Below are 22,765 nucleotides of genomic sequence, written 5' to 3'. Positions count from 1 at the left end.
TCAGACCTTGGTGGTTGTACTGGTTCTGCTGTCGGTCACGCGCAGCACGGTGGCGTAGCCCGTGTCGCCCGCCGCGCAGCCGGTGAACAGGCCCACGCCGCCGCCGCGCAGCACCAGCTCTTCAATCAGTTCGATGATGGCGCGCATGCCGGTCGGCGCCTGCGGGTGGCCCCAGATGATGGAGCTGCCGTAGTTGTTCATGCGCTCCCACGCAAAGCCGGTGTCGCGCGCCAGGGCGATGTCGTTCACAGCAAACGGGTTGTGCGTCTTGATGGCGTGCACGTCGGCGATGGACAGGCCTGCGTGCTTGAGGGCGTTGAAGGCCGCCGGCGACGGCGCCATGGGCATGAAGCCGGCTTCGACCCGCGACATGCCGAAGCCCAGGATCTCGACCTCGATGCCGGGGTCGGTGGCCACGGCACGCGCCCGGTCACGCGTGGTGACGATGGCGCCCGCATTGCCGTCGGCCGGGTGCGTCTGGCCGCCGAAGGTCACGGTGCCGCCTTCCTTCACCGGCTTCAGTTTGGCCAGGCCTTCGGCGGTGGTGGGGAAGATGCCTTCGTCCGCGGCGAGCGTGCCGGTCTGCTTGCGGAATTTCGAATCGGTGACGGGCACGTCGGCCATGTAGCGCTTTTGAAAGGCGCGGTCGTTGGCCAGCGCCGCCTGGTACTGCGTGTAGCGGTGCAGCTTGAGCGCGTGCTGCTCTTCGGTGGTGATGCCATAACGCGCCGCCACGTTCTCGCCGGTCTGCAGCATGGGGTTCTTGGCGTAGGGGTCGTGGCCCATGTTGTCGGGCACCCAGTGCTCGGTGATGCCGTAGCCGCCAGTGCCGCTGGAGTCGGGGTAGTACACCACCGGGCCGTTGGATTGGCGGTCGGCCATCACCAGCAGCGCACTGGTGGCCGTGCCACACGCCACCTCTTGCGCGGCCATCTGCAGCGCGCGCACACTGGTGGCGCAGGCCTGCTGCACCGTGGGGCCGGCCACGCGGTCGATGCCCATCATGCCGGCGACCCAGGGCAGGCCATAGAAGCTGCCCTTTTGCGGGTTGGTGATGCCAAGAATCGCCAGGTCCACCGCCGCCAGGTCGTACCCGCGCGCGGCCAGCGCCTGCTTGCCCACGGTGGCCGCCAGCGGCAGGGCATTGAGGTTGGCCAGCGAGCCCTGCCACTTGGCAAACGGGGACGACCAGTAGATACCGTAGGGGATGAAGGCTTTCATGGCGGGTCCTTGCGATGAGTCGGTGTCATTTTAGTTATTTATCATAACCATATGGCGACCCCGGAAAGCTAGGGAAACCACCTAGCAAAGAGCACCATTGCGGCCTTGTTTTAGTTATTTTTGATAACCATAATTTCCCTAACTCATACACACCACCATGACCAAGCATTCCGACATCTCCCTTGAAATCCGTGGCGAACACGAGGAAATCGCGGTCATCCGCCTCACCCGCCCCGCCAAGCGCAATGCCTTGAACGACGGCCTGATTCTGGCGCTGCGGGACCTGATGGAGACGCTGCCCGCCTCCGTGGGCGCGGCGGTGATCGATGGCGAAGGCGACCACTTCTGCTCCGGCCTGGACCTGTCCGAGCTCAAGGAGCGCGATGCCGGCCAGGGCCTGCACCACTCGCGCATGTGGCATGCGGCGCTGGACCGCGTGCAGTTCGGCCCCGTGCCCGTGGTGGCCGCGTTGCACGGCGCGGTGGTGGGCGGCGGCCTGGAGCTGGCCAGCGCCTGCCACATCCGCGTGGCCGACGAGTCGACCTTCTACGCGCTGCCCGAAGGCTCGCGCGGCATCTTCGTGGGCGGCGGCGGCGCGGTGCGCATCCCGCGCCTGATCGGCACGGCGCGCATGACCGACATGATGATGACCGGCCGCGTCTACAACGCAGTGGACGGCGAGCGCGTGGGCTTCGCGCAGTACCTCGTGCCCACCGGCACGGCGTTCGACAAGGCCTTCGAGCTGGCCCAGCGCATTGCGCAGAACGCGCCGCTGACCAACTACGCGCTGATGCACGCGCTGCCGCGCATTGCCGAGCAGCCGTCGGACCAGGGCCTGATGACCGAAGCCATGATGGCCGCCATCGCCCAGAGCGCCCCCGAAGCCAAGGCGCGTGTGCGGGCTTTCCTCGACGGCAAGGCCGCCAAGGTCAAGAAGGACTGAGAAAGCGGTATCGCGCCCGCGAAAAGCCTCGAAAGCACCTATGACGGCAACCAACCCCTCCCCCCGCTACCGGCCGCTGCGCTTTGGCGTGACCGAAGTCAGCACCCGGCAGGCCGACGACGGCGTGGTCTACGTGCGGGCCACGCAAGACCTGGAGGCCTACCCGCTGCGCCTGACCGACCGGCTCGCGCACTGGGCCCAGACCGTGCCCGATCGCACCTGGATGGCGCAGCGTGTGAAGAACGCCGACGGCAGCCTGGGCGAGTGGCGCCACATCACCTACGGCCAGGCCTGGCAGGCCGCACGCAGCATTGCCCAGGCCCTGCTCGACATGCACCTGAGCGCCGAGCGCCCCGTGGCCATCCTGAGCGAGAACGACCTGGACCACGCGCTGCTGTCGCTGGGGTGCCTGGTGGCCGGCGTGCCGCAGTGCACCGTCTCCACCGCGTACTCCACCATCAGCCAGGACTTCGACAAGCTGCGCCATGTGCTGGACACGCTGACCCCCGGCCTGGTGTTCGCCAGCGACGCCGCGCGCTTTGCGCGCGCCATCGAGGCCACCGTGGCCGACGACGTGAAGGTAGTGCTGGGCACCGGCAGCATCCCGGGCCGCAGCACCGTGGCCTTCAGCGACCTGCTGGCCACCCCCGCTACGCCGGCCGTGGATGCGGCGCACGGCGCCATCACGGCCGACAGCATCGCCAAGTTCATGTTCACCTCGGGCTCCACCAAGCTGCCCAAGGCCGTGATCGTGACGCACGGCATGTGGGCCGCCAACCTGCAGCAGATGAACCAGTCCATGCCGGTGCTGGCCGAAGAGCCCCTGGTGCTGGTGGACTGGCTGCCGTGGAACCACACCTTCGGCGGCAACCACAACTTCGGCATCGTCATCTACAACGGCGGCACGCTCTACCTCGACGAAGGCAAGCCCACGCCCAAGGGCATGGCCGAGACCATCCGCAACCTGCGCGAGATCGCGCCCACGGTGTACTTCAACGTGCCCACGGGTTTCGAGGTGATCGCGCAGACCATGAAGACCGACGCGCAGCTGCGCAAGAACCTGCTCAGCCGCGTGAAGATGTTCTTCTTTGCCGCCGCCGCGCTCTCGCAGCCCATCTGGGACTCGCTGTTCGAGAGCGCCGAGCGCGAGGTGGGCGAGCGCATCGTGATGAACACGGGCCTCGGCATGACCGAAGGCTGCCCCTTCTGCGTGGCGGTGAACAGCCCCGACGTGCAGGCGGGCGACATCGGCGTGCCCACGCCGGGGCTTGAGTTGAAACTCGTGCCCGTGGACGGCAAGGTCGAGGTGCGCTACCGCGGCCCCAACATCACGCCCGGCTACTGGCGCAATGCCGAAGCCACGCGCGACGCCTTCGATGAAGAGGGCTTCTACTGCTCGGGCGACGCCGTGAAGTGGATCGACGAGAACGACCTGAACAAGGGCCTGAAGTTCGACGGCCGGATCGCTGAAGATTTCAAGCTCAGTACCGGCACCTTCGTGAGCGTGGGCCCCATGCGCGCCAAGATCATCGCCGCCTGCGCGCCCTACGTGCAGGACGCGGTCATCACCGGCATCAACCTGAAAGAGATCGGCGCGCTGCTGGTGCCCACGGCCACCATCCGCACGCTCAGCGACCTGCCCGAGAGCGCCAGCCTGCACGAGGTGCTGGCCAGCGCGCCGGTGCAGCAGCACTTCCAGCAGGTGCTGGACAAGCTCGCGGCCGAGTCCACCGGCAGCGCCACCCGCGTGGCCCGCGCGCACCTGATGGCCGAGCCGCCCTCGCTCGACAAGGGCGAGGTCACCGACAAGGGCTCCATCAACCAGCGCGCCGTGCTGCAACACCGCGCGGATGTGGTGGACGCCCTGCACGGCGGCACGCTGCCCGGCACGCTGGTGCCGCGCCACTGAACGCCAAGACACACCCAACATTTTTCTCAAGGACACACAGCATGGACATCCAAGGACAAGCCGCCATCGTGACCGGCGGCGCATCGGGCCTCGGTGAAGCCACGGCCCGCGAACTCGCCCGCCTGGGCGCCAAGGTCGCCGTGCTCGACCGCAATGCCGAGCTGGCCGAGAAGGTCGCGGCCGACATTGGCGGCGTGGCGTGCGCCTGCGACATCACCGACGCCGCCAGCGTCACCGCTGCACTGGAGAAGGCCGCTGCGGCCCACGGCCCCGCGCGCATCCTGATGAACGTGGCCGGCATCGGCAGCGCCAAGCGCATCGTGCAGCGCGACGGCAGCGCCGCGCCGCTGGAGGACTTCACGCGCGTGGTGACCATCAACCTGATCGGCAGCTACAACGTGAGCCGCCTGTTCGCCGCCGCCTGCGCGAAGCTCGACGCCCTGCAGAGCGGCGAGCGCGGCGTGATGATGTTCACCGCCTCGGCCGCCGCGTTCGACGGCCAGGTGGGCCAGCAGGCCTACAGCGCCTCCAAGGGCGGCCTGGTGGGCATGACGCTGCCCATGGCGCGCGACCTGGCGCAGCACGGCATCCGCGTGTGCACCGTGGCGCCGGGCCTGTTCGCCACGCCGCTGATGAAAGAGCTGCCCGAGGCCGTGCAGCAGTCGCTGGCTGCGAGCATCCCCTTCCCGCCGCGCCTGGGCAAGCCCGAAGAGTTTGCCGAGCTGGCCTGCCACATCGTGACCAACGGGCACCTCAACGGCGAAGTCATTCGCCTCGACGGCGCCCTGCGCATGGCACCACGATGAGAAGCCCCCCTGCGCCGCTTCGCGTCGTCCCCCCAGGGGGACGCCACCGGTGGTCTGGAAAAGCCAGTTCCACCGTGGCGCTGGCGTACGCAGCGCCAGTTTTGTGCGCCACGGGAGGCGCAGCACAGCCGATAACAAGAGGGTGTGCAAACACCCCAGTTGCTTTTTGAAATTTCCGTCAGATACACACCAGGAGACAAACCATGACCACCACACGCCGTCAATTCGTTCAGGCCCTTGGCGCCAGCGCCGCGCTGGGCGCCCTGCATCCCTTCGCCGCCCATGCGCAGGTCGAGCAGGTCAAGGTCTACTTCGGCTTTCCGGCCGGCAGCTCGGGCGACACCGTCGCGCGCCGCGTGGCCGAGAAGTGGGGCGGCACCGCGTTCAGCAAGAACGCCGGCGTGGTGGAGAACAAGCCCGGCGCAGGCGGCCGCATTGCGCTCGAGACACTGAAGGCAGCGCCTGCCGACGGCTCGGTGCTGGCCGTGGCGCAGGTGTCGGCCCTGGCCAACTACCCGCACATCTACAGCAAGATGAACTACACCGACAAGGACTTCGCGCCCGTGTCGATCGCCGCGGTGATGCACCACGGCCTGGCCGTGGGCCCCATGGTGCCGGCCAGCGTAAAGACGGTGAAGGACTTCCTGGCCTGGGCCAAGGCCAACCCCAAGGACGCGAGCTACGGCTCGCCCGGTGCAGGCTCCACACCCCACTTTTTGGGTGCGCTCTTGGGCATCAACAGCGGCGTGGACCTGCGCCATGTGCCCTACCGTGGCTCCATCCCCGGTGTGACGGACGTGGTGGGCGGGCAGGTCGCCGCCATGGTCACGCCGCATGGCGACTTCATTGCCAACTACAAGGCCGGCAAGATCCGCATCCTGGCCACTTCGGGCCCGAAGCGCTCCATCTACGTGCCCGATGTGCCCACGTTTGCCGAACAGGGCTTCCCTGAGCTCACCACCGAAGAATGGTTTGGCTTCTACGCGCCTGCTGCGACACCCAAGCCCGTGATCGCCGCCGCCAACGCCGCCATCAACGCGGCGCTGAAGGAAAAGTCGGTCATCGACAGCCTGGCCATCGTGGGCCTGATGCCCCACGGCTCCACCCCCGAAGAGCAAGCCCGCTGGCAAAAGGCCGAGTACGACACCTGGGGTCCGCTGATCAAGAAGATCGGCTTCACAGCGGATTCTTGAGTTCCCCCTGAGCGGCTTCGCCGCTTCCCCCTGAGGGGGACGCCACCCGTGGCCTGGCAAAGCCAGTTCCACGGTGGCGCTCGCCTGGGCCGCGCCCGTTTTCAAGGTTTCCAGCAAAAAGAGCCGCCAGCGCTTATCCACAAAGCGCAATCAGCTATCAAATAGTGAGCAAACCATGCCAGCACGCCAGGCCCTTGCCGACATCCAGCATCTGCTGACCCATGTGCTGCAGGCGCCCAGCCGCTGGCAGGCGCTGCCACCGTTTGCCGACACCGACGGCGAACTGGCCGCGCAGGTGCTCGACGAAGCAGCCAAGTTTGTCGACAACGCCGTGGCCCCGCTGCAGCGCATGGGCGACGAGGAGGGTTGCCGCTTCGACGCAGGCCAGGTGCACACGCCCGCAGGGTTCCGCGATGCGTACCAGGCCTTCTGGCAGGCGGGCTGGCCCTCGCTCTCGTGTGCGCCTGAGGATGGCGGCCAGGGCCTGCCGGCGGTGCTCGAATGTGTGCTGTTTGAGTGGCTGGCCGGTGCCAACCACGGCTGGACCATGGCGCCGGGCCTGCTGCATGGCGCCTATGAATGCATCAAGCACCACGCCAGCGACACACTCAAGGCGCAGTATCTGGAAAAGATCGCCACCGGCGAATGGCTGGCCACCATGTGCCTCACCGAAGCCCACGCGGGCAGCGACCTGGGCCTGGTGCGCACACGCGGCGTGCTGCAGCCCGACGGCAGTGCGCGCGTGAACGGCAGCAAGATTTTTATCTCCGGCGGCGAACACGACCTGACCGACAACATCGTGCACCTGGTGCTGGCGCGGTTGCCCGATGCACCAGCGGGCCCCAAGGGGCTGTCGCTGTTCCTGGTGCCCAAGGTCTTGCCGGACGGAAAGCGCAACGCCGTGGTGTGCGAGCGCATCGAAGAAAAGATGGGCCTGCACGGCAGCCCCACCTGCGTGATGCGCTTTGACGACGCCACCGGCTGGCTGGTGGGCGAGCCGAACAAGGGCCTCAACGCCATGTTCGTGATGATGAATGCGGCGCGCCTGCACGTGGGCCTGCAGGGCATCGGCCTGCTCGAAGCCGCCTGGCAAAAGGCCAGCGCCTACGCCGCCGAGCGCCGCCAGATGCGCGCGCCCGGCGCCGCCGACACCAGCCTCATCCAGGACCACCCGGCCATCCGCCGCATCCTGCACACGCAGCGCGCCTGGATCGATGGTGGGCGCGTGCTGGCCTACCACACGGCATTGCAGCTTGACGTGGCCAAACACCACCCCGATGCGGGCGAGCGCGCCGCGGCCCAGCGCTGGTGCGCGCTGGTCACGCCCGTGCTCAAGGCGGCACTCACCGACCAGGGGTTTCACGGCGCCAGTGCCTGCCTGCAGGTGTTTGGCGGCCACGGCTACGTGCGCGAATGGGGCATCGAGCAGATCGTGCGCGACGCGCGCGTGGCCATGATCTACGAGGGCACGAACGAGATCCAGGCCATCGACCTGCTGGTGCGCAAGGTGCTGGCCGACGGCGGCCAAGGCCTGACGGCGCTGTTGGCATCGCTACCCGGCCCCACGCCCTCCCCCGCCGCTGGTGCGCGCCGCCACGCGCTGATCGAGATCACGCAGACGCTGGCGATTGCCGCGCAGTCCGAGCCCGAGCTGCCCTATTGGGTGGCCGACGATTACCTGCGCGCCGTGGCGCTGGTGCTGCTGGACTGGGCCTGGGGCCAGATCCGCGCGGCCAGCCAAGGCGAGCGTGGGAGCGAGCCCACCGGTTCCTCCGAGCGCGGGAACGAGCCAGCGCACAACCCCGAACGCTGGAGCGCACCCGCCCAGGCCCTCACCCAGTGGGTGCTGCCCGAATTCGACATGCGCGCCGCCATCCTGCGCCAGCGCATCGCGCAGTCCCTCGAAATCAAGACCAAATTGGCCGCCATCGCTTGATGGAAGAGCGTTAACAGCTACTCAATTTGTAGCAATCGCTTCTCTTGCCACACCAATCCCTGCTGCGCGTTGAGGCCGCGCTGCGGGTTTCCTTGGGCCTCAGATCACGGAGACAACAGCATGAATATCAAGAAAAGAAGAATGCGCATCCACCCCCTCGCCCTGTCGGCCCTGCCGGCAGCCCTGCTGATCGGATGCGGAGGGGGTTCATCGGACGGGGGCCTGCCGCAACTGGCAGCGGCCAGCCCGGGGACCTTGCAAGCCTGCGCGAATCTGGCCTCCACCCTGGTGTTGCCGGAGACCCGGATCATCTCGTCAGAGCTAGTCCCGCAAGGCCCCCTGACGGTACAGGGCGCAACGGCTCAAGCGCCCGCACATTGCCTGGTCAAGGGGAAGATGAAGGAACGCACAAGCCCCGTGGATGGCGCCAGCTACGCCATTGGTTTTGAGATTCGCATGCCGCAGGCGTGGAATGGCCGATTCCTGCACCAAGCCAACGGCGGGTTGGACGGCAGCGTGGTCACGGCGCTGGGAGCGGTGAGTGGGGCCGCGCCGGTCTCCCCAGCGCTGGTACAAGGTTTCGCCGTGCTCAGCTCTGACGCAGGGCATCCGGCCCCCACCCCCTTCTTCGGCGTGGACCCGCAAGCGCGGCTGGACTATGGCTACCAGGCTGTGGGCACGCTCACTCCCATGGCCAAGAATCTGATCAAGAGCGCCTACGGCAAGGCCCCGGACCGCTCATACATTGCAGGTTGCTCCAACGGAGGCCGCCACGCCATGGTGGCCGCATCGCGCTATGCAGACCAATACGACGGTGTTCTGGCGGGCAACCCCGGTTTTAGCCTGCCCAAAGCCGCAACAACCCAGCTATGGAAAGCCCAGCAATACGCAAAGGTGACCACTGCCAACGACGCCGCAGGCCTGCCCAATCTCACCACCGCTGTCACCCCCGCAGAGTTCCAGCTCGTCAGCAACAAGATCCTGGCCAAATGCGACGCCCTGGATGGAGCTTCGGATGGCCTGGTGAATGACGTCGCAGCCTGCCAGACAGCCTTTAACCTGCAAAACGACGTGCCCAGTTGTACGGGTGCACGCGACGGAACCTGCCTGACGCCCGAACAGAAAACTGTTCTCTCCAGCGTTTTTGCGGGGCCCAAGAACAGCAAGGGCGAAGCGCTGTACACCGGTACCTGGTTTGACCCCGGCATCGCGGGCGCCAACTTTGCGTCATGGCACTTTGGGTCTCCCGCCACGCGGGATGCTGGCGCCGTGGCGTTCATCTTCACCTCGCCACCATCTTCCGTGGCAGCGTTCACAGCCATCCCTGGCATGCGCTACGCGCTGGACTTCAGCATGGAAACGGACTACCCCAAGATGTTTGCCACAAGTGCTGTGTACGCAGAGGCGCCCTGGTCTTACATGACGCCACCCAACGCCTCCGACCTGAGCACGCTCAAGAACCGTGGCGCCAAGATGATGGTCTACCACGGCGTGGCTGACGGCGTGTTCTCCCCCGTAGATACCGCCGGTTGGATGGACCGCCTGCAGGCCAACCATGGCGGCAAGGCCGACGCGTTTTCCCGCCTGTTCCTGGTGCCCGGCATGAACCACTGCTCCGGTGGCCCCACCACCGACCAGTTCGACATGCTGGCCCCGCTGGTGGCCTGGGTAGAGCAAGGCAAGGCCCCCGACAGCGTGACCGCCCGTGCACGCGGTGCGGGTGCCAACGTGGTCAACGCCGAGCTGCCCGCAAGCTGGTCTGCCACCCGCACCCGCCCGCTGTGCGCCTACCCCAAGGTCGCGCGCTACAACGGCACGGGTGACATCGAAAGCGCCAGCAGCTTCAGCTGCAAATAGGGCAAGTGCGGGAAGGGCCATGGCCACCGTTCGGCCAGGGCCCTTCCCTCCCAGTCGCCCCCGTGCCACCATGGCGCGGCAGCCCCCACAACCCCCAGGAGACCACCGCATGAACACCCGCCTTCCCATGCGCCCCCGCGCTCTGGCCCCCTCTTTCACATCTTCCGCCTCTGCAGCCACGGCAGCCCTGGCGGCCGCCGCCGCGCTGCTGGCGGGCTGCAGCACCGCGCCCCGCGCCAACGTACCGCAACTGGCCGCCGCAACACCCGCCACCTTGCAGTCCTGCACCACGCTGGCCACCAGCCTGGCGCTGGCCGACACACGCATCACCTCCGCCGAGCAGGTGCCGGAAGGCCCCCTGACCCTGCAGGGCGTGACCACCCAGGCCCCCGCGCACTGCCTCGTCAAGGGCAAGATGAAAGAGCGCACCGGCCTCGTGGATGGCGCGGCCTACGCCATCGGTTTCGAGATGCGCCTGCCCGTGGCGTGGAACGGCCGCTTTCTGCACCAGGCCAACGGCGGGCTGGACGGCAGCGTGGTGACCGCACTCGGCGCGGTAAGCGGCGCTGCGCCCGTGGCCCCCGGCCTGGTGCAAGGCTTTGCCGTGCTCAGCTCTGACGCAGGCCACGGCGCACCCACGCCCTTCTTTGGGCTGGACCCCCAGGCCCGGCGCGACTATGGCTACCAGGCCGTGGGCACCCTCACGCCCATGGCCAAAGACCTGATCAAGGGCGCCTACGGCAAGGGGCCCGACCGCTCGTACATCGCCGGCTGCTCCAACGGCGGGCGCCACGCCATGGTGGCCGCATCGCGCTATGCCGACCAGTACGACGGCGTGCTGGCGGGCAACCCCGGCTTCAGCCTGCCCAAGGCCGCCACGGCCCAGCTGTGGAAGGCCCAGCAGTACGCCAAGGTGGCCACCAAGGACGCCAACGGCCAACCCGACCTGACCAAGGCCGTGAGCCCCGCAGAGTTCCAGCTCATCGGCCGCAAGATCGTGGAGCGCTGCGACGCGCTGGACGGCGCCACCGACGGCCAGGTGAACGACGTGCAGGCCTGCCAGGCCGCGTTCAACCTGCAACGCGACGTGCCCACCTGCACCGCTGCCAACACAGCGCGGGATGGATCTTGCATCTCTGCCGAGCAAAAGAACGTGCTGGCCAGCATCTTTGCCGGGCCCAAAAACAGCAAGGGCGAAGCCCTGTACACCGGCACCTGGTTCGACCCCGGCGTGGCAGGCAGCAACTTTGCGTTCTGGCACTTCAACGCCCCCACCACGCGCGACGCGGGTGCCGTGGCCTTCCTGTTCACCACACCGCCCTCCACCCTGGACGCCTTCAAGGCCACCACCGGCCTGCAGTACGCGCTGAACTTCAGCATGGACACGGACTACCCCAAGATGTTCACCACCACGCCGGTCTACACCGAGTCATCGTGGTCGTACATGACGCCACCCAGCCCCGCCGACCTGGGCACACTGCGCAACCGGGGCGCCAAGATGATGGTCTACCACGGCGTGGCCGACGGCGTGTTCTCGCCCATCGACACCGCGAACTGGATGGACCGCGTGCAGGCAAACCACGGCGGCAAGGCCGACGACTTTGCCCGCCTGTACTTGGTGCCCGGCATGAACCACTGCTCCGGCGGCCCCGCCACCGACCAGTTCGACATGCTGGCCCCGCTGGTGGCGTGGGTGGAACAAGGCAAGGCGCCGGAGAGCGTGACAGCGAAGGCACGTGGCACGGGGGCCAATGTGGTCAACGCCGAGCTGCCTGCGAGCTGGTCGGCCAACCGCACGCGGCCTCTATGTGTGTACCCCAAGGTGGCGCGCTACAACGGCACGGGGGATGTGGAGAGTGCGAGCAGTTTTAGCTGCAAGTGATGACTGCTTGAGAGTGCAAAGCCCGGCTTGTGCCGGGCTTTTTCCTTGTGCGGAAGGGTGGCTAGAAGTGCTGCCTCGTGCGGCCCTGGAAGCTCAAGACTTTGCGACCCGAGCTACACACCAGTGAGAAGCGATTTGCACAGATTGATTGGCAGCTTTGCAGCGAGAGCTGATGTCGCATTGACCAGATGCGTGATCTGCAAAGCCGACATTAAAACCTCAACTTTCTCCCGAATTTCAGACATCAAGCTCCATCTGCAGGAAAGCGCCCGGCCACATCCCCGGGCAACAGGTCAGTCCGCTTCCCAAGGTACATCGGCTTCTCCGGCCCTCGGTACTTTGGAAGCCAGCGCCTGTCCTGCTTCGCGGTCGGGTGATCGTATTCTGTGGAGGAGAAGAGAAGCTGCGCGTCATTCGCCTCACACATCTTCTCTAGCTCTGTGAGGTACCTTGCTAAGTCTGCTGTGTGAAGTTCGTCCTGCTTCGGCGTGTCCAGAATCAGGAAGCGGAACGGGCGTGTTTTGTCGGCGAGATAGGCTTCCAACAGCGCTGCGTGAATGGCGAGGACTAGTCGGCTCGTGGTACTACTGGTGCCGCCGCTGCCAATGGTCTCCAGCGTTTCTCCTCCAAAGGTGAACCGCAAGTTCAAGTCGATGTCTACGTTCCTTGACACGCTGGTGGTATCCAGCATGTCCATCCATTTCACGGTCAGCTCACGCAGTCTCCGTCGAAGGTCGTTGAACGCGTGGTCAGCTCTTCCCGTGTTCGTGAGCCCTTCAATGCGGTCCTGAATGCGGTCTCGTTCTTGCTCCAGTGTGAAAAGCTTCAAACGCTCGTTCTTCACGGCCGCGATTCGGGCCAGTTCGCCCTGAACACCCACAAGTTGCTTGGTCAAGGTTTGTACAGCCGTCACTAGTTGGTCGAAGCCAGAAGCGCTCGGCGATTCAAGGTTGTCGACGAGAGTCTGGCGCTCCGCACCTAGCTCCTCAAGGCGCTCCTCCAACTGCTCAACACGAATTTCGGCACGCTGACTGTTGCGCTCAAGGTCTTTGATTTGATCCTTCAGATACAGCAGGTTCTTTCCGTACGACTCGGCGCTTCCAAGGAACAGCCCGCAGTTCGGAGCACGGCAGATTTCCTGGAAAGACTTGAAGACGCCAAGAGCCTCTTCGTTTAGGCCAAGAGTTTTGACTTCGCCATCGATCTCCGCACGAATGGTCTCGATGCCCGCGACCCGATTCTGCAGTTCGAAGAGCTCCAACTGGCGTGCCCGGATTTGCACGTCCTTCTGGCGCAGCAGTTCCGTCAGTGTCGAGCTCGCGCTGCCCTTGGCGTCCACCGATACGCGTAGCCCGTCGATCTGCTGCGTCAGATTCTCTGAGCTCAGTTGCAGCGCCGACTGATTTGCATCGCTGTTGTCCACGCCGCGGCTCTGATACTCAAGCACGCGTTGCGCAGCGACGATCTTGCGGGTCTGCGCCTCCAAAGCACTTCGCTCTTCTATGATCGACTTCTTGACTTCGAACGAGTGCTTTGGATTCAGACCGAACGCGAACCGCACCATCTCCACAAACTGATCCGTGATGAAGGAGCTGGGCGCGCGGTAGGCAGCTGAGTACCCGTGGCCCTGGATCAAATAGAAGAGCGGCAGCAGAGTCGCGATGTAGGGCTTCGTTTCCTCACCTTTGGTCGACACCAGTCGCGGTGGCTTCAGCCCGAGCAAGTGGAAAAGCGCAGCCGAGAATGATGCCTCGGAATGGTGCGCAGTTTGCTCACCATCAAAGTCAATCGTGGCATAGAAGATCCCGTTCTCGGCCCCAAGGGAACGCCGGATCGCGAGCTGCTTCTCCTCCACTTCGGCCTGCAAGACGACGGCGTTGCACTTCGCAAGAATTTCCGCCCGGAAGTTGTTGGGAAACCCCAGAGCGGAAGCAAGCATACGCACGACAGGTGATTTTCCACTGCCGTTCGCCGCGAAGAGCATCGTGGTCCGGTGCCCAAACTCCAGGAGCGGGCTTCCCCAACCTCCTTCGCCCAAGGGCTCGACCTGCAGTGACTTCAGCCTCAATTCACTTCTCCCCTGACTCGAGCTTCGTCCCTGATGTACTGGTAGCTGAGCTCGATTGTTTTCATAGAGTGAGCCAGAAGACTCTCCCCTACCACGGCTCCGCTATAGACCTTCTTGCCCAAGTCGGTAGCAGAGATTTCGCGCGTCACCTTGTCGATGGTGACCTGACCGGTTGATTCCAAGAACGTCAAGGCCTTGATAGTCCTGATGCGCAGGTTGCCAGACCAACCAATGTCCTGAGATGACCCCTTGAAGCCGGCCACAGTCCTCTCCAAGCACTCTCCAACCAACTGACCAATTTCGGGCAGCTCCGGCTTTGACCGGCCCTTCGAGATTGCCAAGATGGTCATTGCAAGCAAGGGCAACTGGAACAGAGCTTCGTTATCGAGCGTATGCATCGGCGAAGGACCTTCGCCAGAAAGGTTCAACTTGAGACCAAGGCGCCTTGCTTCGCTGAAGAACTCGGTGGAGCTCATCGCGTCGCCCTCCTAACGATGGTGGCGCAGAAGCCGCCGAAGACTAGGTCTGTGTCCAACGCCGAAAACTTCTTGCCTATGGACGAATCCAAAATCTCTTGGACGAAGTTCTCGAGGTCGGCCAAGGCACCGCCGCCAAGGAGCCACGCCTTGCACTTCTTGTCGATTTCGTCGAGCAAGAGGTTGAAGGTGAAGTCCGGAAATGTGTGCCGCGCGCTTCTAAACCACACATCCCAGGAAACCTTCGCTCGCGAGGCCGCCTCGATCATTGGCTCAGTGGCACCAGCCTCCTTCAGCTTTCGCTGAAGGACTGACGCGGCCTTGATCGCAGCCGGGTCTCCCCCTTGTTGCAGTGTCTGGTACACCTGAGTGGAGATGCTCAGAACCTGAAGCAGGTCCTCAAGACCGACTCCAGTCGCCAAATCGATGTCAGTCTTGGACAGCCCGTTGATCGGCGCGCAGGACTTCTCCTCGACAAGAGTCACCAAGCTCCTAGCTATCCGCTCAACCTCGTGTTGATGCAACTCAATCTCGGAATGCTTCCAGATGGCGTTATGTGCAGCAATACCGAAGGCTTCGAGGGTGTCACCGATGTACTGCACGCCAGGTAGCAACGTAAGCTTCTGTCGAGCGGCTTCAACCTGTTCAGGCGATAGCGGTTGGTTGGGGGAAACAATGGCTGCGAACTTTTCGATGAGTTGACGCGTGTACTTCTTGCTGGACGTGCCAGCAGCGAGGTCTGCGACGAGGTTGTGAACTTCGTCCTTGAAGTGCACATTGCTGAGAACCGTGACTTCCCGACATTGGTCGCCGAACTCCACAGTGTGAACGAAGAGCTTGCCTGCGATGCTGCTTCGAATCGCCTCCAACTTTTCAGCAGTGTCGAGTTCACCCGTCTTCTTAAGAGCAAAGACCCCATCGATGTCCCATTGCTGGTTGGCCCTGCCTTTGGTCTTGACCTGAAAGAAGTGGTACTCGACTACGCCAGCAACGGTCCTGCGCACGACGAAATCGTCGTGGTAGTCGCAGTAGACGCGGTCGACTTCTTTTCCGCTCAGTATTTCGAGCGCCGCGAACGCTGCTGCTTGAAACTGCATTCGGAATCGCACCATGGTGTCCCGACCAACAGCTTCGCGCGGCGCCTTCTCATGGATAAGGTCCATGGTTTTTGTTTTGCTCCCCCCAAATTGCTTGTACACGTTTTGTATCAGATTTACGTGCGAACGCCCACTACCTGCATCGCCTACCCGATGAGTGATGCGGTATTGGGCCGCACTAGATCTGCCTGAAATCAATGCGACCCAGGCCTTACGGTGGCAGAGAGGGGTGGCGGCATGCATACTGTATAAATATACAGTAATATACCTTTTCGGCTGCAAGAGAGCCACGACGCCGCTTCTTCAATCAAGTCAAACCAGTTTCCTTAATTACATGTAAACATCCGGAATCTGAACTGTGTCGCCAGGCAGCTGGAACAGCCGAGGTGCAGCGAACTCGACATTGGTGAGATTCAGCTGTCAACCTGAAGCAGCCTCCCCCAAGCAAGAAACGGCTCTAACGCGTGTCCTGCCTTACTGCCGCAGTGGCTCAATTCACGCCATCGATTGCCAGCAGGCATAGAACTGAAGCCCCGCCAAACAACGGCCTTGGCAGGTCTGGACTCTTGGGTTGGGGTGATTCGCACGTAGTTGGGTTGATGCAACCCAGACCGTCGCCAGAAATCAGCGACTACTCCGACGCATCTAGCGCCCGTTCAGTCAAGATTTTCCGCTCGCTGGCTTCTTCTTTCGCCTTCTTCCCTTGGTCGTAATGCCACTTGATGGCGAAGAACATGCCGGTGCCGAACACGGCCACCTTGAACACAATGAAGACTATCGGGACCCAATCCATCTTTGAGATTTTCCTGGCTGTTGATGGGCACTCACTACCGCGCAGTGCACTGCCTCAAAACGCTGCGTCAGCAGCTTCATCGTGTTCAAGCCGTCGTCGAATTTCACATCGACAGCGCCGGGCAAATGATCTGAAAACTTGGTGCGATGCTATCGGGCCTGCTGTGCGGGTGTAAGCATCAGTTCCGCCTAAATTTTGCGTAGCAGATGGAGACCGCTGCCCAACTCGACTGCCTGCACTGAGCGCCGATCTGGGCGCAAAAAAAGGCTTGCAGGGAGACACCCCATGCAAGCCTTTGATTGGGTAGCAGCGCTACTGCAGCGCGCTCAGAACGGCAACCCCACGTAGTTCTCTGCCAGCGAGCCCAGCGCCTTTTCCGACGAGAACAGGTACGCCAAGTCCGTGTCCTGCAGCTTCTGGTCGTAGGCCAGCGACTCGGGGAAGGTGTGCAGCATGGTCGTCATCCACCATGAGAAGCGCTGGGCCTTCCACACGCGGGCCAGGGCCTTCTCGGAGTATTTGTCGAGGCCGGTGCTGTCGCCATTTTGGTAGTGCGCGACCATGGCGTGGTACAGGTAGTAGATGTCGGATGCCGCGCTGTTCAGGCCCCGTGCGCCGGTGGGCGGCACGATGTGGGCCGCGTCGCCGGCCAGGAACAGGTTGCCGTAGCGCATCGGCTCGGCCACGAAGGAGCGCAGGGGGGCGATGGACTTTTCGATGGAGGCACCCGTAATCAGCTTGTCGGCCACTTCGGCAGGCAGGCGGCGTTTGAGCTCGGCCCAGAAGGCTTCGTCGGACCAGTCTTCCACGGTGTCCGTCAGCGGCACCTGGATGTAGTAGCGGCTCAGCACCTGCGAGCGCAGCGAGCACAGCGCAAAGCCGCGCTCGTGTTTGGCGTAGATCAGCTCGGGCGAGACGGGCTTGGTGCGCGAGAGCACGCCCAGCCAGCCGAAGGGGTAGACCTTTTCGTATTCCTTGAGCACGTCGCGCGGGATGGACTTGCGGCTCACGCCGTGGAAGCCGTCGGCGCCGATGACGAAGTCGCAGTCGATGCGCACCACCTCGTCGCCGTTGCGGTAGGTGACATACGGGTTGGCGCTTTTGAGGTCGTGCGGCTGCACGTCTTCGGCGTTGTGGATGACGACGCCCTTCATGCGGTCGCGCGCTTCGTACAGGTCGCGCGTCAGCTCGGTCTGGCCGTAGACCACCACCGAGCTGCCGCCGCTGTACTTGTGCAAATCGACCCGGTCCATCTTGCTGTCGTGGGCGATGATGAAGCCGTCGTGGATCTCGCCTTCCTTGTCCATGCGCTCGCCGCACTGGGCCTCGCGCATCAGTGCGGCAAAGCCGTGCTCCAGCACGCCGGCACGGATGCGGCCGAGCACGTATTCGCGGCTTTGGCGCTCCAGCACGATGGTGTCGATGCCCTTGAGGTGCAAGAGCTGCGAGAGCATGAGGCCCGAGGGGCCTCCGCCGATGATGCAAACCTGGGTTTTCATGGTGTCTCCTGGTGTGGTTGGTGCGTTCATGACATTGATCAAACGGACCACCCAAAGATACGTGGCACAGTCGCCGCGTTGAATGGACGGATGGAGCCAGAACATGCACTTTTCGAACATCGGAACCATCCACTCGTACAGCCTGTTCGGCGAGTCGCAGCACCTGCCCGATGTGCTGCACTGCGAGACGATTGCCGAGCGTTCGGTGCTGCACGACTGGGAGCTGGCGCCGCACCGGCACACGCGGCTGCACCAGGTGCTGCTGATCACCTCGGGAGGGGGCGTGGCGCACCTGGACGGCGAGCGGATCCAGCTGTTTGCGGGGGCGCTCATTAACGTGCCGCAGGGGCATGTGCACGCATTCCGCTTTACGCAGCACACGCAGGGCTGGGTGGCCACGCTGGCGGATGAATTGATGGACGAGATTTTTGTGCGCGTGGGCGATGTGCGGCGCGACCTGGCGCGGCCCGCTGTGGCGCCTGCGCCGCCTGAACTGCACCAGGCCATGGGCCAGGTCTGGCAGGAGTTCTCGGGCCGGGCCAAGGCGCGTGCGCTGGTGCTGCGGGGCCTGAGCGCCACGCTGCTGGGCTGGGTGGCGCGGGCCATTGAGGACCACAGTCCCGACGACACCGCTGCACCAGAGTCCAGCCTGGTGCAGCGGCTGGAGGCGCTGATCGAGGCGCATTTTCTGGAGCACTGGCAGGTGGCCGACTACGCGCGGGCGCTGGCCGTTTCGCCCACGCACCTGAGCCGTGTGGCGCGCGCTGCCACGGGCGTGTCTGCCCAGCGACTGGTGGAGGCGCGCCTGATGCGCGAAGCGCGGCGCAACCTGGCCTACACCCACCTGGGCGTGGCCACCATTGCCTACACGCTGGGCTATGCAGACCCGGCGTACTTCACACGCGCATTCACGCGCGATGCAGGCTTGTCGCCCCGCAGCTTTCGCGCGCAGGTTGCAGCATCGAGCCCGGGCCGCAGCACGTGAGCCCGGTGACACGCTGCTGACACTCCGCTGTCAGTAGCCCCCGCACACCATCGAGGCTTCTTTCTTTCACACACAAGGAGCCTCCATGAAAAACGCCATCGCCTGGTTTGAAATCCCCACCACCCAACTCGACCGCGCCCAGGCCTTTTATGAAACCGTGCTGGGCCAGCCCATGCGCCGCGAGAACATGGGCCCGAGCGAAGGCGCCGTGTTTGCCTACGACGGCGCTGCAGACGGCGTGGGCGGCGCGCTGATGATGGGCCCTACGGCGCCGCAGGTATCGGGCAGCGGCACACTGGTGTACCTGGATGCCTCGCCCTCGCTCGACGCCGCGCTGGAGCGCGCCGTAGCCCAGGGCGGCCAGGTAGCACTGCCCCGCCAGGCCCTGCCGCCGGGCATGGGGTTTTTTGCACACATCCACGACTTGGATGGCAACCGCGTGGGTCTTCACGCACTTTCTTGAAGAAGGGACAACCGCATGGAAACACAGGAACTGCACCGAGGCCGCTTGATTGACCACATCCAGCTGGTCGTGCGCGACCTGGCGGCCAGCCAGGCGTTTTACACAGCTGCGCTCGGGGCCCTGAAGGTGCCGATGGGTGGCGCGGACGAGGGATATTTCTGGGCGGATGAGCTGTTTGTGTCGTCAGCAGACAGCCTCGCTGCGCAAGGCCACCTGACCGGCCGCACGCACCTGGCCTTCCAGGCGCAGGACCGGGCGATGGTGGATGCCTTCTACCAAGCCGCGCTGGCCCATGGCGGCACCGACAACGGCGCGCCCGGCGAACGCCCCTACCACCCTGGCTACTACGCCGCGTTTGTGCTGGACCCGGACGGGAACAACATCGAGGCCGTGTTCCACGGCGAGGCCCAGCGCAGCGCGCCGTCGGTCAAGGTGACGTTCTGAGGTTCTGAGGTTCTGAAGGCTGGGGCTTGTCGCCCCCCGCCGGCCCAAGCCCGTCACGGCACTATTCGCCCTCGGGACGGGCCAGGCCACGCAGCGGTATCGGCGTGGAGAACACGATGGATGTGCGTGTTTCGCCATAGCCATTGATGTCCGCCAGAAAACGTTCCAGGTCCGGCAAATCGCGCGCGACCACCTGCAGCACATACGAATCGTTGCCACTGACATGGTGGCACTCCAGCACCCGCGCTGACTGGCGCAGCTTGTCAATCAGCGCCTTCTTGCCGGGCTGCGGCACGTTGATGCCCACCACGGCGCGCACGCCGTAGCCGACCTTGGCGGGGTCGATGTCGGCGTGCACGCCACGCACAACCCCAGCCTCCTGCAGACGCCGCAGGCGCTCCAAGGTGGCGGGCACCGACAGCCCTACCGTGTGCGCCAGGTCTTTGAGTGAGATACGCCCATCGGCCTGCAACGCGGTGATGAGCCGCCAAGCCTTGTCATCGACTTCCATAAAAGCCTTTATCGGTAGAAGCGGAAGAAATCGAAATCAATATTCAACAATACCTAATTTTCTGCATTCTCCATCGCAAACCACCGCCCTAGCATTGGTGCATGGACTTCGCCTCACTCACCCTGTTTCTCCAAGCCGCCATCATTGGCGTCCTCATCGCGGCGCCCGTTGGCCCCATCGGCCTGCTGACGATGCAGCGCACCCTGGAGCGGGGCCTGGCGGCCGGGCTGGCCACGGGCCTGGGCGCCGCTGCCGCAGACGCGGTGTACGGCGCCATCGGCGCCTTCAGCGTGCGCTGGCTGATCGACCTGCTCGCCAGCGCCAAGACACCGCTCGCGCTCGGCGGCGGCGCGTTGCTGCTGGTGCTGGCCTGGCGCACCTGGCATGCGCCGGTGGCCCACACCGCGGCACCGGCGCGCGATGCGCGTGGCCTGCTGGGCCTGGCTGCGGGCACCTTCGCGTTGACGCTGGCCAACCCGGCCACCATCGTTTCTTTCATCGCGGTGTTTGGGTCGCTGGGCGGTGGCCAGCAAGCCATGCCGTCCCCGCTGTGGATGGTGGCGGGCGTTCTGGCGGGCTCGGCAGCGTGGTGGCTGCTGCTGACCGGCGCGATTGCGTACCAGCGGCGGCGCTTCACGCCAACCTGGCGCCAGCGCATCAACCAGGCCTCGGCACTGCTGCTGGGTGGGTTCGCGCTGTGGCAATGGGTACAGCTCGTCTAAGAACGTGCCTGCGATCTCGCAGCCAACGAGGTAATGCTCCAAAGGTACTGACACTGCGCTGTCAGCAGCGCACCCGCACCATCACGGCTTCTTTCCCCTCAAGGAGCTTTCCATGACCGACGCCTTGCTTCAGCAAGCCCTGTGGCGGGACGCCGAGCCCACGTCCACGGCACTGGCCCCCTTCGTGACAGAAACCCCCGCGGCCCCACCACGCCGCAACTGGATTGCGGTGGCCAGTGCCCAGCATGCTCGCCGCGGATGTGCTGCGCCAGGCGCAGGCTACATGCAGGTGTGCCATGGCAAGGCCGCGCCGCTCAAGCGCATCCAGCCGGGAGACCGCGTGGCCTACTACTCGCCCACGGTCACCATGGGTGGCAAGGACCGGCTGCAGGCATTTGTCTCCATCGGCATTGTTCTCGCAGGCGATCCGTATGCGTTTGACATGGGCGGCGGGTTTGTGCCGTTTCGCAAGGACGTGGCCTATGTGCCTGCGCGGGAGGCTGCGATTGCGCCGCTGCTGGACGACTTTGAGTTTGTGGACGACCGCACGCATTGGGGCGGCAAGTTCCGCTTTGGGCTGTTTGCCGTCAGCGACCACGACATGCGCCTTATCGCGCAGGCAATGGGGGCAGACGCCACATTGCTCCATTGGACATAGCCGCGCGCTACCGGGCGGCAAACACTGACCGGCCTACAGGGGCGCCACATGGGGGCTGGCACCTGCCGTGGCAACACAGGCAGTACGACAAGACGGGACAACGCCGCCAGGGGAGTTTTGTGAGCCGCGCTAACACACGGCCATCAACGCATCCACAATTCTTCGTTGGGCCGCGCTCAGGGCGGCATAGCCTTCGCGCATCATGCGCAGCACGATCGCGTGGATTTCCAGTTCACCAGTAGGCATGGTCTGCTCCTTGGAGGAAAGTCTTCGGCCACCGCGCAGGCAGGCCGACGGATCACTGTGCATGTTGCAGGCCCGCAGACCTACAAGCACCCGGGCCTGCCCCGCCATGGACCAAGCCCTCACGCCACTGTGCCGAGGTAGCAGCACTGGCGGTAGCGCGATAAAAGGGGAAGTTCGCGGCTTTTTTCAGACGCCGCCCCGTGGCTGGTGCGCACCCTACATCGCCACCCGGGGGGCGCAAACACGCTCTACGGCGCAGTGGCACCCGGCACGTAGGCATCCACGATCGAGGGCTCCCGGTCTCCAGGGGCAGTGCGGGTCAGTTTGGACCATGACCAGGTTTCAACATCGGGCGCGTCGTAGGTACCGTAGGACTGGCCACCCCAGGAGAAGTAAGAGCCCTTGTTCCCCGTGGAGACGGTGCGGGTGCCCACAGCCAGCGCACCATCCTTCAGCAGCGCAAGGCGAAAACCCTGGAGAACGCCCGTGTCCCCAGCATCCTTGCCCTCGGGGATGTCCTGGGGAACCACGTCGAGCATGCCGGAGGTGCAACGCGTCTGCGCGCCGCCGTAGGTGACCAGGCTCCATCGGCGAGTAAGGGAAGAGCGTATGTTGCGTGCGCGGTTGATGGTGCGCGTGCGCAGGGTCGTCTCCCCACCCGCCTGCTGCACCCATATCTGCATCTCGGGCCCATTGACATAAAAGGGCAGCCCGCCCTGCTCCCACCGGCGGTTGGACGGCCTGTTGCCATGCACGCCGCTGGCATCGACTGGAGGCCAGGCGTACACCCCTTGCAGGGGCGGGCAGCCGAACCAGCTGCTCTGCACGGGGCCAAACGCCTTGGGCGGCTTGGGTGACCCTTGCAATTCAGGCCCGCAGGCCGATAGCGCCACACAACACAGTGCCAGCACAGCCACTAGGCGCGCGTGGCATACACGCGGGAGCCCGGTGCGGGGGCCACCGTGCGATGGCGGAGGGAAGGCTGGGGTCATGGTCGCAGGTCTGCCGTGGTGGCCCGATTGTCGTGCCGAACGCTGCCTTTTTCGCACTCTGTTT

The 22,765-nt window shown here is 64.6% G+C and carries 20 protein-coding genes; 12 read left to right on the top strand and 8 right to left on the bottom strand.

Annotated features, from left to right (window positions below; all coding sequences use genetic code 11):
* Entirely contained in the window at positions 1 to 1,221 is a 1,221-nt protein-coding gene (locus tag ASE52_RS18455; protein WP_057228168.1) for a thiolase family protein, read from the bottom strand.
* Positions 1,222 to 1,378: 157 nt separating this feature from the next.
* Between ASE52_RS18455 and ASE52_RS18450 the strand changes: the two genes are divergently transcribed.
* The 7 genes from ASE52_RS18450 to ASE52_RS18420 all read left to right on the top strand — a co-directional run bounded on the left by ASE52_RS18450 (position 1,379) and on the right by ASE52_RS18420 (position 11,747).
* A complete protein-coding gene (locus ASE52_RS18450) occupies positions 1,379 to 2,164 on the top strand; it encodes a crotonase/enoyl-CoA hydratase family protein (RefSeq protein WP_010466905.1) in 786 nt (261 codons plus the stop codon).
* A 40-nt stretch (positions 2,165 to 2,204) separates the two neighbouring features.
* Positions 2,205 to 4,073, top strand: coding sequence for a feruloyl-CoA synthase (locus ASE52_RS18445; protein WP_057228166.1), 1,869 nt, complete (start codon positions 2,205 to 2,207; stop codon positions 4,071 to 4,073).
* 41 nt (positions 4,074 to 4,114) lie between these two features.
* Entirely contained in the window at positions 4,115 to 4,879 is a 765-nt protein-coding gene (locus tag ASE52_RS18440; RefSeq protein WP_010466903.1) for an SDR family NAD(P)-dependent oxidoreductase, read from the top strand.
* Between the two features lie 203 nt (positions 4,880 to 5,082).
* On the top strand, positions 5,083 to 6,072 hold the full coding sequence (locus tag ASE52_RS18435; RefSeq protein WP_010466902.1) for a Bug family tripartite tricarboxylate transporter substrate binding protein: 990 nt from the start codon (positions 5,083 to 5,085) through the stop codon (positions 6,070 to 6,072).
* Between the two features lie 175 nt (positions 6,073 to 6,247).
* Positions 6,248 to 8,008 (top strand): acyl-CoA dehydrogenase family protein, encoded by a 1,761-nt coding sequence (locus ASE52_RS18430; RefSeq protein ID WP_057228164.1) that lies wholly within the window; start codon positions 6,248 to 6,250, stop codon positions 8,006 to 8,008.
* A gap of 120 nt (positions 8,009 to 8,128) precedes the next feature.
* Positions 8,129 to 9,865 (top strand): tannase/feruloyl esterase family alpha/beta hydrolase, encoded by a 1,737-nt coding sequence (locus ASE52_RS18425; RefSeq protein WP_241777048.1) that lies wholly within the window; start codon positions 8,129 to 8,131, stop codon positions 9,863 to 9,865.
* 109 nt (positions 9,866 to 9,974) lie between these two features.
* The gene (locus tag ASE52_RS18420; RefSeq protein ID WP_082606927.1) at positions 9,975 to 11,747 is read left to right on the top strand and encodes a tannase/feruloyl esterase family alpha/beta hydrolase; all 1,773 of its coding nucleotides are present in this window, start codon (positions 9,975 to 9,977) and stop codon (positions 11,745 to 11,747) included.
* 244 nt (positions 11,748 to 11,991) lie between these two features.
* Here the strand turns inward: ASE52_RS18420 and ASE52_RS18415 are convergent, their stop codons facing one another.
* The 5 genes from ASE52_RS18415 to pobA form a co-directional block, all read right to left on the bottom strand.
* Entirely contained in the window at positions 11,992 to 13,731 is a 1,740-nt protein-coding gene (locus ASE52_RS18415) for a hypothetical protein (protein WP_140426268.1), read from the bottom strand.
* Positions 13,732 to 13,811: 80 nt separating this feature from the next.
* A complete protein-coding gene (locus ASE52_RS18410) occupies positions 13,812 to 14,291 on the bottom strand; it encodes a hypothetical protein (protein WP_057228158.1) in 480 nt (159 codons plus the stop codon).
* Positions 14,288 to 15,454, bottom strand: a complete 1,167-nt coding sequence (locus ASE52_RS18405; RefSeq protein ID WP_057228156.1) for a dsDNA nuclease domain-containing protein — start codon at positions 15,452 to 15,454, stop codon at positions 14,288 to 14,290. The genes ASE52_RS18410 and ASE52_RS18405 overlap by 4 nt, the downstream gene beginning before the upstream one ends.
* 565 nt (positions 15,455 to 16,019) lie before the next feature.
* Positions 16,020 to 16,181, bottom strand: coding sequence for a hypothetical protein (locus tag ASE52_RS26065; RefSeq protein WP_198928125.1), 162 nt, complete (start codon positions 16,179 to 16,181; stop codon positions 16,020 to 16,022).
* Between the two features lie 326 nt (positions 16,182 to 16,507).
* Entirely contained in the window at positions 16,508 to 17,680 is a 1,173-nt protein-coding gene (gene pobA / locus ASE52_RS18400; protein ID WP_057228154.1) for a 4-hydroxybenzoate 3-monooxygenase, read from the bottom strand.
* Between the two features lie 103 nt (positions 17,681 to 17,783).
* Here pobA and ASE52_RS18395 point away from each other — a divergent pair, with 103 nt between their 5' ends.
* The 3 genes from ASE52_RS18395 to ASE52_RS18385 all read left to right on the top strand — a co-directional run bounded on the left by ASE52_RS18395 (position 17,784) and on the right by ASE52_RS18385 (position 19,572).
* Entirely contained in the window at positions 17,784 to 18,665 is an 882-nt protein-coding gene (locus ASE52_RS18395) for a helix-turn-helix domain-containing protein (RefSeq protein ID WP_082606953.1), read from the top strand.
* Between the two features lie 85 nt (positions 18,666 to 18,750).
* On the top strand, positions 18,751 to 19,128 hold the full coding sequence (locus ASE52_RS18390) for a VOC family protein (protein ID WP_010466874.1): 378 nt from the start codon (positions 18,751 to 18,753) through the stop codon (positions 19,126 to 19,128).
* Positions 19,129 to 19,143: 15 nt separating this feature from the next.
* Positions 19,144 to 19,572, top strand: coding sequence for a VOC family protein (locus tag ASE52_RS18385; RefSeq protein WP_057228150.1), 429 nt, complete (start codon positions 19,144 to 19,146; stop codon positions 19,570 to 19,572).
* 61 nt (positions 19,573 to 19,633) lie between these two features.
* Here the strand turns inward: ASE52_RS18385 and ASE52_RS18380 are convergent, their stop codons facing one another.
* Positions 19,634 to 20,083 carry an Lrp/AsnC family transcriptional regulator gene (locus tag ASE52_RS18380; RefSeq protein ID WP_057228147.1) on the bottom strand — a complete coding sequence of 150 codons (450 nt, stop codon included), beginning with the start codon at positions 20,081 to 20,083 and terminating at the stop codon, positions 19,634 to 19,636.
* 101 nt (positions 20,084 to 20,184) lie between these two features.
* On the opposite strand from ASE52_RS18380, the gene ASE52_RS18375 reads away from it, so the two are divergent.
* Positions 20,185 to 20,805 (top strand): LysE family transporter, encoded by a 621-nt coding sequence (locus ASE52_RS18375; RefSeq protein ID WP_057228145.1) that lies wholly within the window; start codon positions 20,185 to 20,187, stop codon positions 20,803 to 20,805.
* A gap of 112 nt (positions 20,806 to 20,917) precedes the next feature.
* Entirely contained in the window at positions 20,918 to 21,463 is a 546-nt protein-coding gene (locus ASE52_RS18370) for an EVE domain-containing protein (protein ID WP_082606926.1), read from the top strand.
* A 494-nt stretch (positions 21,464 to 21,957) separates the two neighbouring features.
* Here ASE52_RS18370 and ASE52_RS18365 read toward each other — a convergent pair whose 3' ends face one another.
* Positions 21,958 to 22,701, bottom strand: coding sequence for a hypothetical protein (locus ASE52_RS18365; RefSeq protein WP_241777047.1), 744 nt, complete (start codon positions 22,699 to 22,701; stop codon positions 21,958 to 21,960).
* Positions 22,702 to 22,765 lie beyond the last annotated feature (64 nt).

This window comes from Acidovorax sp. Root275, assembly GCF_001428965.1.
Classification (GTDB): Bacteria; Pseudomonadota; Gammaproteobacteria; order Burkholderiales; family Burkholderiaceae_C; genus Acidovorax; species Acidovorax radicis.
Note: the sequence above shows the minus strand (reverse complement) of the source record. Positions and strands in the feature narration are given on the sequence as shown.

What these genes read in the sequence shown, in the direction of transcription:
- ASE52_RS18455 (WP_057228168.1), bottom strand. Translation starts at nt 1,221, where the DNA reads ATGAAAGCCTTCATCCCCTACGGTATCTACTGGTCGTCCCCGTTTGCC.
- ASE52_RS18450 (WP_010466905.1), top strand. Translation starts at nt 1,379, where the DNA reads ATGACCAAGCATTCCGACATCTCCCTTGAAATCCGTGGCGAACACGAG.
- ASE52_RS18445 (WP_057228166.1), top strand. Translation starts at nt 2,205, where the DNA reads ATGACGGCAACCAACCCCTCCCCCCGCTACCGGCCGCTGCGCTTTGGC.
- ASE52_RS18440 (WP_010466903.1), top strand. Translation starts at nt 4,115, where the DNA reads ATGGACATCCAAGGACAAGCCGCCATCGTGACCGGCGGCGCATCGGGC.
- ASE52_RS18435 (WP_010466902.1), top strand. Translation starts at nt 5,083, where the DNA reads ATGACCACCACACGCCGTCAATTCGTTCAGGCCCTTGGCGCCAGCGCC.
- ASE52_RS18430 (WP_057228164.1), top strand. Translation starts at nt 6,248, where the DNA reads ATGCCAGCACGCCAGGCCCTTGCCGACATCCAGCATCTGCTGACCCAT.
- ASE52_RS18425 (WP_241777048.1), top strand. Translation starts at nt 8,129, where the DNA reads ATGAATATCAAGAAAAGAAGAATGCGCATCCACCCCCTCGCCCTGTCG.
- ASE52_RS18420 (WP_082606927.1), top strand. Translation starts at nt 9,975, where the DNA reads ATGAACACCCGCCTTCCCATGCGCCCCCGCGCTCTGGCCCCCTCTTTC.
- ASE52_RS18415 (WP_140426268.1), bottom strand. Translation starts at nt 13,731, where the DNA reads ATGCTCTTCGCGGCGAACGGCAGTGGAAAATCACCTGTCGTGCGTATG.
- ASE52_RS18410 (WP_057228158.1), bottom strand. Translation starts at nt 14,291, where the DNA reads ATGAGCTCCACCGAGTTCTTCAGCGAAGCAAGGCGCCTTGGTCTCAAG.
- ASE52_RS18405 (WP_057228156.1), bottom strand. Translation starts at nt 15,454, where the DNA reads ATGGACCTTATCCATGAGAAGGCGCCGCGCGAAGCTGTTGGTCGGGAC.
- ASE52_RS26065 (WP_198928125.1), bottom strand. Translation starts at nt 16,181, where the DNA reads ATGGATTGGGTCCCGATAGTCTTCATTGTGTTCAAGGTGGCCGTGTTC.
- pobA (WP_057228154.1), bottom strand. Translation starts at nt 17,680, where the DNA reads ATGAAAACCCAGGTTTGCATCATCGGCGGAGGCCCCTCGGGCCTCATG.
- ASE52_RS18395 (WP_082606953.1), top strand. Translation starts at nt 17,784, where the DNA reads ATGCACTTTTCGAACATCGGAACCATCCACTCGTACAGCCTGTTCGGC.
- ASE52_RS18390 (WP_010466874.1), top strand. Translation starts at nt 18,751, where the DNA reads ATGAAAAACGCCATCGCCTGGTTTGAAATCCCCACCACCCAACTCGAC.
- ASE52_RS18385 (WP_057228150.1), top strand. Translation starts at nt 19,144, where the DNA reads ATGGAAACACAGGAACTGCACCGAGGCCGCTTGATTGACCACATCCAG.
- ASE52_RS18380 (WP_057228147.1), bottom strand. Translation starts at nt 20,083, where the DNA reads ATGGAAGTCGATGACAAGGCTTGGCGGCTCATCACCGCGTTGCAGGCC.
- ASE52_RS18375 (WP_057228145.1), top strand. Translation starts at nt 20,185, where the DNA reads ATGGACTTCGCCTCACTCACCCTGTTTCTCCAAGCCGCCATCATTGGC.
- ASE52_RS18370 (WP_082606926.1), top strand. Translation starts at nt 20,918, where the DNA reads ATGACCGACGCCTTGCTTCAGCAAGCCCTGTGGCGGGACGCCGAGCCC.
- ASE52_RS18365 (WP_241777047.1), bottom strand. Translation starts at nt 22,701, where the DNA reads ATGACCCCAGCCTTCCCTCCGCCATCGCACGGTGGCCCCCGCACCGGG.